Source organism: Bacillus sp. 05T31, assembly GCF_056396725.1.
Map to the genome: position 1 here is coordinate 1 of NZ_JBFTMA010000132.1, position 11,510 is coordinate 11,510.

At 36.5% G+C, this 11,510-nt stretch carries 11 protein-coding genes and 1 pseudogene; 3 read left to right on the forward strand and 9 right to left on the reverse strand.

Features of this window, described 5'->3' with window-relative positions:
• A partial coding sequence (locus AC1DJR_RS10915; protein WP_477002598.1) for a DNA-binding protein occupies positions 1-1,405 on the reverse strand: 1,405 nt, incomplete at its 3' end.
• 173 nt (positions 1,406-1,578) lie between these two features.
• A complete protein-coding gene (locus tag AC1DJR_RS10920; protein ID WP_477002599.1) occupies positions 1,579-2,970 on the reverse strand; it encodes an amino acid permease in 1,392 nt (463 codons plus the stop codon).
• A 266-nt stretch (positions 2,971-3,236) separates the two neighbouring features.
• On the opposite strand from AC1DJR_RS10920, the pseudogene AC1DJR_RS10925 reads away from it, so the two are divergent.
• The 3 genes and pseudogenes from AC1DJR_RS10925 to AC1DJR_RS10935 all read left to right on the forward strand — a co-directional run.
• Positions 3,237-4,250, forward strand: a pseudogene (locus AC1DJR_RS10925) (NCS2 family permease); the annotation flags it as partial.
• A 139-nt stretch (positions 4,251-4,389) separates the two neighbouring features.
• Positions 4,390-4,590 carry a helix-turn-helix transcriptional regulator gene (locus tag AC1DJR_RS10930; RefSeq protein WP_000301182.1) on the forward strand — a complete coding sequence of 67 codons (201 nt, stop codon included), beginning with the start codon at positions 4,390-4,392 and terminating at the stop codon, positions 4,588-4,590.
• A gap of 4 nt (positions 4,591-4,594) precedes the next feature.
• Positions 4,595-5,029 (forward strand): hypothetical protein, encoded by a 435-nt coding sequence (locus tag AC1DJR_RS10935; RefSeq protein WP_131247900.1) that lies wholly within the window; start codon positions 4,595-4,597, stop codon positions 5,027-5,029.
• A gap of 33 nt (positions 5,030-5,062) precedes the next feature.
• Here AC1DJR_RS10935 and AC1DJR_RS10940 read toward each other — a convergent pair whose 3' ends face one another.
• From AC1DJR_RS10940 to AC1DJR_RS10970, 7 genes are all read right to left on the reverse strand, one after another.
• Positions 5,063-5,500 carry a GNAT family N-acetyltransferase gene (locus AC1DJR_RS10940; protein WP_002029848.1) on the reverse strand — a complete coding sequence of 146 codons (438 nt, stop codon included), beginning with the start codon at positions 5,498-5,500 and terminating at the stop codon, positions 5,063-5,065.
• 14 nt (positions 5,501-5,514) lie between these two features.
• Positions 5,515-5,805: a DUF4022 family protein gene (locus AC1DJR_RS10945; protein WP_429686392.1), complete on the reverse strand. Its 291-nt coding sequence runs from the start codon at positions 5,803-5,805 to the stop codon at positions 5,515-5,517.
• A gap of 18 nt (positions 5,806-5,823) precedes the next feature.
• Positions 5,824-7,653, reverse strand: a complete 1,830-nt coding sequence (locus AC1DJR_RS10950) for a monovalent cation:proton antiporter family protein (protein ID WP_061689190.1) — start codon at positions 7,651-7,653, stop codon at positions 5,824-5,826.
• 221 nt (positions 7,654-7,874) lie between these two features.
• Positions 7,875-8,180, reverse strand: a complete 306-nt coding sequence (qoxD, locus tag AC1DJR_RS10955) for a cytochrome aa3 quinol oxidase subunit IV (protein ID WP_477002600.1) — start codon at positions 8,178-8,180, stop codon at positions 7,875-7,877.
• Positions 8,181-8,783, reverse strand: coding sequence for a cytochrome aa3 quinol oxidase subunit III (gene qoxC, locus AC1DJR_RS10960; RefSeq protein ID WP_477002601.1), 603 nt, complete (start codon positions 8,781-8,783; stop codon positions 8,181-8,183). It abuts the gene before it with no gap.
• A 13-nt stretch (positions 8,784-8,796) separates the two neighbouring features.
• On the reverse strand, positions 8,797-10,731 hold the full coding sequence (qoxB, locus tag AC1DJR_RS10965) for a cytochrome aa3 quinol oxidase subunit I (protein WP_477002602.1): 1,935 nt from the start codon (positions 10,729-10,731) through the stop codon (positions 8,797-8,799).
• A 33-nt stretch (positions 10,732-10,764) separates the two neighbouring features.
• Positions 10,765-11,510: cytochrome aa3 quinol oxidase subunit II (locus AC1DJR_RS10970; protein ID WP_477002603.1), on the reverse strand; the 746-nt coding region annotated here is incomplete at its 5' end.

Genomic DNA, 11,510 nt, shown 5'->3' on the forward strand with positions numbered 1-11,510 from the left:
AGAATGTACTGCTATATCCGAAAGAAGATGGCCAAGTACCATTTGTATTTTGAACTTTTGCTACTTGTGTTCCGCCAGTTGTGAAAATACCTAACGAATAATTATTGTACGTTGTATTTGGTAATAAGTTATTTACTTGAATCGTCATTTGGAACACTTCATTGTTTGGTAGAATGCTAGGGTGCGTAATTACGTAATCACTCGTTGTCACKGCRCCGTTATAGCCGTATGAACCWGRTTTGAAAGTATTTGTATTGAACCACTGGTAACCTTGACTTGGTGCACTCCAAGGTTCTGGTTGTGGCTCTGTTGATAAACTTGGTTGTTCAAATGTTTGTAGAGCTGTAGGGGCATCAAGCTGTAAACCACTCACTTGATCTAAGCTTGTAAATGTTTCTTGCTTCGCTAACCAATTCACGATGTTTTCTAATAGAACAGCATCGTTTTCTTCTTTATAACCATCATAAGTTTTCTTTGTTTGACCTGAGTCTTCGCGAACATATTTTGGCGTAGCATCTTCAACAGGAGAAGAATCACCAATAAAGGCAGCTTTTCCAAGACCAACTTTCGAAATAGCAGCATAAGGCCCCTCTGCAACGCCACCACCGTTATAAACGCCGCTATCAACAGCGTTATTCCATTTTGATGGATTTTCTGGAAGATATACAAGGCCTTTCGCTAGTTTTGGATTTGTAATCGCAAGAGTAGAGCCGGCATGCATKGCTACAGATGATACACCTTCTGTAATTCCGAATGATTGTTCAGGTGAAACAATATTTTTAGCTGAAACATCACCAAGTGCGTTATAGCGGAAGCGAATACCGAAATTATTGGATAGCCAATCAGAGCTTTCGACTCCTTGCATAGCTTGTGAATTTGCTTCCTCGTTTGACATTCCTTTTGCTGGATTATCCCAAGCACCGCGTCTATATCCATTGAATACTTCGGAAGAGTCCCAACGGTTTTTATTACGATCTGCATTATAATGATCGGCAATGAAGAAGATACTGCCGCCATTTTTCACGTATTGTAACATTGCATCTTGTTCAGATTTTTTGTAAGGAATATTAGCTTCTGGAACGATAAACACATTGTAGTTTTTTAAATCTTCGTATGTAATAGGTGCTGATTTACGAAGTTCTTTTACATGATATCCGTTTTGGGCAATGCCGTTTCCGAAATCAGAAAAACCGCCATCAATAACCCAATCAGCCGTCCCGGCAGTTTGACCGTGCGTATTATCGAATAATACTTTTTTCCCATTGTTTTGATTTACAATTTTTGCAGCAATTTCAGGAGCTGGATCTACAGAGCTTTCGGCATAAGTAGATGGAACATAAGCGCTTCCTAAACTGATTGTAATTGCTGTTGCTAAAGAAAATTGAATCCATTTTTTATTCTTCATAGAAGAATCCCCCTAATAATAAATATATGTGCTTTAATAATGTAATTTATTTTTCTGTAAAAATAAAGATAGAAAATATTAAATAGTGTAAAGATAACGTTAATTCGATTGAGAAATATTTGTGTGAATAATGAAAAAATCTCTCCCTAGTAAATTAGGAAGAGACCATAGGTTTAACTAATTTTTGAATTAGGTGTTTCATCGATCTTATGAAACCCTTTCATGTAATACACGATAGCTAAGCCGATAAGCCAAATTGGGCCAATGATTAATGCAATTCGTGTATCTTCTGAATACGCCATAATACCTAGTACAAGTGCGAGGAAGCCAAGTGAGAAGTAAGAGCTTAATGGATGTAAAGGCATTTTATACGTTAGCTTGTCTTTTTTCTCAGTTGGTAATCCTTTACGGAATTTAATTTGAGCGACTAATATTATACCCCAAGTCCAAATTGCCCCGAAAGTTGAAATACTAGTTAGCCATGTAAACACTTTTGTAGGAACGAGATAGTTTAATATAACGCCAACGAGTAAAACAATCGCAGTTGCTATAATACCTTGACTTGGAATGCCATTTTTATTTAAACGTCCAAATCGTTCAGGTGCTTTCTTTTGTTGTGCTAGTGTAAATAGCATACGCCCTGTACTAAATAAACCACCGTTACAAGAAGAAAGTGCAGCTGTTAATACAACAAAGTTAATAATACCTGCTGCTTTTGCAATGCCGATTTGTTGGAATGTTAATACGAATGGACTTCCTTTCTCGCCAAGTTCGTTCCATGGATAAATTGCCATCATAACGAATAATGCCCCGACGTAAAAGATTAGGATTCTCCAAAATACGTTATCGATAGCTTTTGCGAGTGTTTTCTTCGGGTTTTGAGCTTCACCAGCTGTAACACCAATTAGTTCAACGCCTAAATAAGCGAATAATACCATTTGTAAGGAAAGCAATAATCCAGAGAAGCCATTTGGGAACCAGCCCCCATGTTCCCAAAGATTTGAAATACCAGTTGCAACGCCGCCATTTCCAAATCCGAATAGAATAATACCAAAGCCAATCACTAYCATACAGATAATTGTGACAATTTTAATGAGAGCAAACCAAAACTCAAGTTCTCCAAATACTTTTACTGATAAGAAGTTGAAAGCGCTCATTAATAATAGAGCGAGTAGTGCCCAAGTCCAGCGCGGGATATCTGGGAACCAGTACTGCATGTAAATTCCAGCCGCCGTAATTTCAGCCATACAAGTAACAACCCATAAGAACCAGTAGTTCCAACCAGTAATATAGCCAGCAAGTGGGCCGATATAATCATTAGCATATTTACTAAAAGAGCCGGCAACCGGTTGTTCAATTGCCATTTCTCCGAGCGCTCGCATAATGAAAAAAATAACGAGTCCAGCGATCATATAACCTAGTAAGATGGAAGGACCAGCTAGTTTAATAGCAGAAGCAGATCCTAAAAATAGCCCAACGCCAATAGCCGAACCGAGTGACATTAAAGTAATATGTCGTTCTTTTAAACCTCGATTTAAAGTTCCAGATTTGTTTGTGTGCTGCATAAGAAGAATCCCCCTTGTAGAATGAGCTACCTAAATATTTAACTATTTCAAATTATAAAACATTTCTATCTGTTATGCTACAAAAATAATCAAAATGAACTGTACTATATCTGAACTTGTCAGACTTAAACTTAAAATTCTCACTATTAGAGAATATATTGACTCTTCTTTTTATTGATTGTTAAGATTAAGTATTATATTTTCTCACATACTAGTAAGAAAAGAATGTGTGATAATAATTCAGGTGTAGGAAGGGTACATAGCCGTATGTCATTGCGTTTTCGGCAGTATTTGTAACAGGTATCATTTTTCTTTTATTATCTTTCACTTCATTTAGGCAAAAGCTAATTATCGCAATTCCTGACAGTTTAAAACATGCAATTGCAGGTGGAATTGGACTATTTATTGCTTTTATTGGATTACGTCTATCTGGAATTATCGTGGATCATCCATCTAACTTAGTTACGATTGGTGATTTTCATTCTCCAGCCGTTATTTTAACTTTAATTGGTTTAATTTTAGCGGCAGTATTAATGGTATTACGTGTGAGTGGTGCATTATTTATTAGTATGATTGTGACAGGAATTATCGCCTTCTTTACGGGGCAACTGAAGTTTGAGGATAAAATTGTAGCGATGCCTCATTTACCAGAGGGTATTATCGTTTCAAATCCAATCAATGCTTTTTCAGATGTAATTCAGTATGGATTATATGGTGTTGTATTTTCATTTTTACTTGTACTTTTATTTGATACGACAGGTGCATTACTCGGTTTAATTAAACAAGCTGGTTTAATTACAGATAATACAGAGAAACGTTTTGGCAAAGCGTTTATTGCAGATGCGATTGGCGGAACGACAGGTTCTATCTTCGGAACAAGCCCAACAGCAGCAACGATTGAATCGTCAGCTGGTATTGCTGCAGGTGGTAAAACTGGATTAACAGGTATTGTAGTTGTTGGTCTAACGATTATAACGGCATTTTTCAGCCCTGTTATCGCGTCTTTATCAAGTGTAGCTGCTATTACAGCTCCTTCATTAATTATTGTAGKTAGTTTAATGGCACAAAGCATTCGTGATATTAATTGGAATGAATTTGAAGATGCATTACCAGCATTTTTAATTTTCGTTGGTATTCCGTTAACGTCTAGTATTGCAAATGGAATTGCAATTGGATTTTTAGTGTATCCAGTATTAAAAATTGTGAAGGGGAAAGGGATGGAAGTACATCCGTTACTATATTTATTTACAATTTTATTTGGATGTCATTTATTCTTATAGTATAGAGATAGGAAAGGGGGCTTCTTATGAGAGGCTCCTTTTTTGTGTATAATAAAGTGAAAAAAACAAATCAATTACGTAAAATATAAATTACTTAATGGAATATATATGTTACTATAAAGGTAGAGGAGGAACATGAATGGCTGTAAGTAAAATAAAAGTCGCACGTGTTCAGTTAGATTTAACACAACAACAATTAGCAGAAAAAGTAGGCGTCACAAGGCAAACAATTAGTTTAATTGAGAAGGGGAAATACAATCCATCTTTAGATTTATGTTTGAAAATTTGTTATGCAGTAGATAAAACATTGAATGATTTGTTTTGGGAGGAAAAGGAGTGATAGGGTGAAAATCGTGAAAGATGAACGTTTAATGATTGAGGGATTAAAACATATTAGATTGGCTTTCATCTTACAAAATGTCGTCATACTAGGCATTGTTTTTTACCGTTACGTCTTGCAAGGGGCAGGGTATGAAAGTGTTTCGGATTTATTAATGGTATTTATGGGCGGGATAATAGTTATTAACTTTTTAAACTTAAAAAATTCGGTGGAAGTGTATGAGCATACAGGGGGAGTATCTCGTAGTTATTTCATGAAACTATTATTAATTCCAGTAGGGATTGTTATTGGACTGTTAGCTATTTGTATCATTGTAACACCAGGCATTTCGATAAAGGAAATTAGTATAACGGGACTTATTATGTTTGCTTGTTTTTTAATTCCTAGTTTGTTTATATACATATATATGAAAAAAATAAAAAGTGAAGATGAAATATAAGAAAAGCTTTCTGCGATATGCAGAAAGCTTTTCTTATATTTCTTTATACATTACTTTATGTAGTCCTATTGGATCAATCTCGAAGATTTCACCATGCTCATGGAAGCCTAATCGTTTGTAATAATCCGCTACGGTAATTCGCGCATTACACCATAGAATATTTGCTTCGCGTTCTTGGAGGACTTGTTCAGCTTTACGGATTAAGGAGCTGCCAGCATGCTGGTTTCGGAAATTAGGTAATGTTGCCATTCCTCGTAGACGATAGTGGGTACCAGCTTGTAAATCAGGATGTATTTCTTTAGAGAAAGAGGCGATACTAACAAGTTCATCATATAAAAATGCACCTAAATGAAAGGCGTCTGTTTCGTAATCTGAATCGTATTTACAATCTTCTAATGATTGATTGGGACGCAAAACCTTTTGACGTAATAAGTATGTTTCAGATGCATCAATATGTTTCACTGTAATCATAATATCACCCTTTCTTATAAGCCTTTTTCTATAAGTTGTAAGAAGAAATATGCGGGTGCAACGAGAAGTCCTAGTATGCTAGCTATTCCGAGAAGGAGTGAAATTAAGAGACAAAAGTACTTAATTCCATTCGATTTTTTCCATCCATAACTACAAATTTCAATGCTAATACCGATGAGAATAATGGCGACGAGTACTTCTGCTAATAATAAGAGAGCTAAAGTTGAAATAGACATAATGTGATTCATCCCCATAATATGTGATAGTAACATTTTACCATATGAAATTAAAAAAATGCCCCTCATTTATGTGAGGGGCATTTTCTATTCTAATATGTTTTTCATTGTATCAATATGTTCTTTTGAACCCGTTACAAGTAAAGTATCGCCATGCTGTAACTTCGTATCACCATGTGGTATTAATGCTTTATTACCACGGTAAATTTGAATGACAAGTACATCACCTAGAAACGGAAGGCGACGAAGTGCTAAGCCGTTATATTTATTACTTCGTAGTTCAACCTCACGCACCGTTTCATTTGCTGTTGTAATCAAGCGAACGAGACTCGGTTTATCAATAAGTGCACGTAATAAAATACGTGTAGAGTTAATAGTCGAGAATACAGCGATATGTTCTTGAGTCGCTTTTTCTTGTAGAAGGGGATCTTCTACACTTGCGATGACGTGTTCAACACCTAATTCTTTTGCGTGTTCTGCTAATAATAAGTTTTGTTCATCATCACTTGTCGCAACAACAACACGGTCTGCTTCGAAAGCTTGTTGCTCCATTAAAGATTGAATAGTAATCTCATCTAATTTTACAATAGGGAAGTCATGAGATTTCGCTTCCTCATCATTTATTTTATTTTGACGTATCATATATAGTGTTACGTCATAATCTTCACGTTTTAAATCAAGTGATAACGGAAGGGTAATTCTGCTTGCACCAATAATAGATACTTTCGGTTTTGGTGTTTCCACTTTTGGAAACATCTTTTTAAATAATATAGGTGCAAAAATACAAGTAATAACTGCACTTAAAATAAGAGATGCTGATAAACTTGGGCTAATGATGCCTAGCTTTTCACCGATTTGTGCAGCCGCAATAACTAAAGAAAGTGTTGATGTTAACAAAATAGCACTTCCGAGTACGATATTGCGTGGGTACCATTTTCGTAAGACGAGTGATGGCAACAGTTTTGAAATAAAGAGTCCCACAATTAGAATTGGGATCATTAGCATACTAGAAGGCTCGTTAAAAATAGACCATACTTCTAGATTTACACCAACCATTACGAAGAAAATAGGAATGAAGAAGCCATATCCGATGGAATCAAGTTTTTCAACCATATCTTCATTTGGTGATAATAAAGATACGAGTACACCTGCTAAAAAGGCTCCCAAAATATTTTCTGCCCCAACAGATTCAGATAATCCAACTAATATTAAGATGAGTGCAAAAACAGCTCGTGTATCAATTTGTACACTACCGGCTTTTAAGCTTTCTAGGTATGGAATATTTTTAAACCGTCTTGCGACAAAGTAAATTACAATACCAGCACCGAATAGAAGAAGTAGAAGCCACATGCTTTGGCCACTTTCGGAATTTAATCCGACGAATACAGCGAGTAAAATCATTGTAACTAAGTCTGCAATAACAGCGACTAATAAAATGATTTGCCCGATTGCGGTTTTTCCTAAGTTATTTTCTTTCAATGTTGGTACGACAACACCTAAAGAAATAGTTGAAATAATTAAAGTCATGAACATTGCATTGTCTACGAATCCTAGCCATACGAATAGTAATGATAGGGCATAAGATAAAATGAAAATAAACAAGAAGATAATGCTTGCTGCTTGGAATGTGTTCGGTTCGTTTGTCGTATTCTTTTTCCCTTTTTGTTTAAAGATCGAAAAGTCAATTTCTAAACCACTTAAAAACATTAGGAAGATAAACCCTAGTGTTGATAAGACTTGAAGCCACATATCGGGCTCAATGATGTTAAATCCACTTTTACCTACAAAGATTCCTGCGATAATTTCTGCAACAACGACAGGAAGTGCTTTTAATTTAAAGCGCTGTAACAAAAGGGGAACGAAAAACGCGATTGCGACGACAACCATAAGTGATAGAACAGAAGAATGATGTTCCATTGCGTTCTCTCCCTTCAAATAAATATAGTAACTATTTAGCCATATAATAGGAAGAAAAGCAACGGATGTGGTTTCGATTTCATAAAGAAAGAGTTTTCTTAACATTTGTCATAATAAGTATATTTTTCATGATTCTGTTGTTAATTCCGTAATGTGGATGAAATGGGGGAGGGCATAAAAAAAGACTGCTGAGGAATCYCAGCAGTCTTTTTTTATGCAAATTACATTGAGAAGAAGATCCATACAGTWARACCAACTGTTGCAGCTGCAACGAAGAAACTGTATATCATTGTAAGAATTTGAATGCTTCCTTCTCCTTCTTTTAAGTGCATGAACATAATTAATTGTAATAACGCTTGCGCAACTGCCATTATGATAATAGTTGTTAATATCGTTGAAAGTGGCAAGTCTGTGTAAAGTGCAACATATAACGCTAGAAACGTTAGTGCAAGCGATAAAATAAATCCGAAAACGTGTGACCATGGGAATCCGCTATGCGCATTTGTTTGATTGTTATTTTGACCCATTTACGCCACCATCCCGTTCAAGTAAACTAGTGTGTAAATAARGACCCAAACAAGATCAAGGAAATGCCAGTATAAGCTGATAATAAATACTTTACGAGCTGTAACTGGTGTTAAACCTCGTTTTAAAATTTGGATAATAACACAAGTTGCCCAAATGATACCACCTGTTACGTGGGCACCATGCGTTCCAAGAAGAACGAAGAATCCAGATAAGAAAGCACTTGTTTGAATTGTTGCGCCTTCACCGACGTACATAACAAATTCTTCAATTTCAAAGARTAGGAAGCCTGCACCTAAAAGTAATGTAAAGATGAACCATCCTAGCATTGCTTTTTGATTGTGCTTACGCATTTCGTGAATTGCGATMCCACATGTAAAGCTACTTGTTAAAAGTAACAGTGTTTGAATTAAAAGTGTTTTAACTTCAAACARYTGCGCTGGTGTTGGGCCATCCGCCGTACGACCAGCAAGGACTAGATAAGAGGCGAAAAGTGTTGCGAACAGCATAATTTCAGCCCCAAGAAAAATCCAGAATCCTAGGATATTCAATCTGCTTTGTTCAGATTGATATTCTAAAGGTAAGCTTTTATCTAAAGCCGCCATGTCATTTCACCTCTCATGCTATATGTTCTGTTTCTTTAATTTCATCAACGCTTACGTAGTAGCCATCATCATAATCGAATGAACGATAGATTAAGCAACCTAAAATACCAATACCACCGATTGCTGCAATCCAGAACCAGCTAAATACTAATGCAAAACCTGCAAGACCGAAGAATRMAGACGCAATAATAGGCACACCAGAATTACTTGGCATGTGAATTGGTTTTAATTCATCTGCTGTTGGTGTAATTGTTTCTCCRCGTTTTTTCATGTACCAGAAAGCATCAGCTTCTTTAATTTCAGGAAGTTTCGCGAAGTTGTAATGTTGTACAGGAGATTGAGTTGCCCATTCAAGTGTACGGCCRTCCCATGGATCTCCAGTTGTGTCACGYTCACCGTGACGTGCACTCCAAATTACGTTGTAACAAAGAATTACGAATCCGATACCCATCATTACTGCGCCGACAGATGCGATTTGGTTCAACCAACCCCATCCAAGGCTTTCAGAGTAAGTGTACATACGACGAGTCATACCATCTAAACCTAGGAAGTACATTGGGAAGAAACAGATGTTAAATCCGCTCATAAAGATCCAGAATGTCCATTTACCAAGGCGTTCATTTAGCATATGACCTGTCATTTTTGGATACCAGAATGTGAATCCAGCAAGCATAGCGAATACTGTACCTGCGATTAATACGTAGTGGAAATGAGCAACTAGGAAGTAGCTGTTATGGTATTGATAATCAGCTGCTGCCATTCCAAGCATAACCCCTGTAACTCCACCAACTACGAAGTTTGGAATAAATGCCAATGACCAAAGCATTGGAACTGTAAAACGAATACGTCCTTTATACAGCGTAAACAACCAGTTAAAGATCTTAACACCGGTTGGAATCGAAATCGCCATTGTCGAGATCGAGAAGAAAGAGTTAACCGCTGGACCTGCACCCATCGTGAAGAAGTGGTGAAGCCATACGACGAAACTTAGTAAAGAAATTGCAACCATTGAGTATACCATCGCACTGTAACCGAATAGACGTTTACGTGAGAATGTACTAATGATTTCAGAGAAAATACCGAATGCCGGTAAAATAACRATATATACTTCAGGGTGTCCCCATACCCAGAACAAGTTGGCCCAGAGCATTGGCATACCGCCGCTCGCCATCGTAAAGAAGTGAGCATCAAATAGACGGTCAAATGTCATTAATGCAAGAGCTACTGTTAATACTGGGAAAGCGAAAATAATGATTACACATGTAATTAAAATAGACCATGTAAACATTGGCATTTTCATTAATTTCATGCCAGGTGTACGCATTTTTAAAATAGTAACTAGGAAGTTAATACCTGTCATTAACGTACCAAGACCTGAAATTTGTAAAGCGATTGCGTAGAAGTTATTTCCTACACCAGGAGTAAACTCTGTACCCGCCATTGGGAAGTAAGAAGTCCACCCAGCATCTGGAGAACCACCGATTACGAAAGCGATGTTGAATAACATTGCTCCAATAAAGAATAACCAGAAACTTAAAGCATTTAAGAACGGATATGCAACGTCACGAGCACCAATTTGTAATGGTACAACGACGTTCATTAATCCTAGAACGAATGGCATTGCCATGAAAAGAATCATAACTGTACCATGTGTTGTAAAGATTCCATTATAGTGTTCAGCGTTTAAATATGTTGTATCTGGGAATGTTAACTGGGCACGAATCATTAAACCATCCATACCACCACGGAATAACATTATAACGGCAGAGATAATATACATGGTCCCTATTTTTTTATGGTCAACAGTTGTCAACCATTCATCCCAAAGCCATCTCCATTTTTTGTACTTTGTTAGTACGAAAAGAATCGCTAATGTCACAAGAACGATAGATGCGTCAGCTCCGTAAATAATCGGGTCACCTGTGACAAAAAATTCATCAAGCTTCACTGTGTTCACTCCAATCTGTTGGAATAATAGCTATTATTTTTTGTTTTTGTAGTAGTTGTAATCACAATATTCAAGTGAYTTTGGATCTACATAACTTAAGTGGTGACTAGAGAATGTCATACGMCCMACTACACCAGGTTTAACAATATCGTTGTACTTATCTTCTGTTAGTTTAGGAGCAGTTTCTTGTACTTCTTTTACCCACTTGTCATACTTTTCTTTTGTTTTTGCTTCAACTTCGAACTCCATGTGAGTGAATCCTTCACCAGAGAAGTTCGAGCTACGACCTAGGTAAGAACCAGGCTTATCAGCTTGTAAATATAAGTCCATGATCATACCATCCATTGTATACTTCATACCACCAAGTTCTGGTACCCAGAAAGCATTCATTGGACCTACAGAAGTCAGCTTAAATTGAATTGGTACACCAGCTGGGATGTTTAAATAGTTAACGGTTTCAATTTTTTCCTCCGGATAACTAAATAACCATTTCCAGTTTGCAGATGTAACATAAATTTCAACTGGCTTAATATGTTTGGACTCTTGCGGAACCTCTTCCGAAGCATAAGTTGCTTTAACTGTTGGAATCGATAATGCGATAACGATAATAACAGGAATAATTGTCCAAATGATTTCTAATAATGTGTTACCATGTTGATCAGGTGGCTCATAGTCCATATTCTCTGGTTTTTCACGATAACGAATCAAGATGACTGTAAACAAGATGAATACAATTGCGATAATTAATGACATAAGCAAGAATGACCAAACAATTAAAT

Bases quoted from the DNA above. Each gene is read 5' to 3' on its own strand.
- AC1DJR_RS10930 (WP_000301182.1), top strand. From the start codon at position 4,390: ATGGCTGTAAGTAAAATAAAAGTCGCACGTGTTCAGTTAGATTTAACA.
- AC1DJR_RS10940 (WP_002029848.1), bottom strand. From the start codon at position 5,500: ATGATTACAGTGAAACATATTGATGCATCTGAAACATACTTATTACGT.
- AC1DJR_RS10945 (WP_429686392.1), bottom strand. From the start codon at position 5,805: ATGAGGGGCATTTTTTTAATTTCATATGGTAAAATGTTACTATCACAT.
- AC1DJR_RS10950 (WP_061689190.1), bottom strand. From the start codon at position 7,653: ATGGAACATCATTCTTCTGTTCTATCACTTATGGTTGTCGTCGCAATC.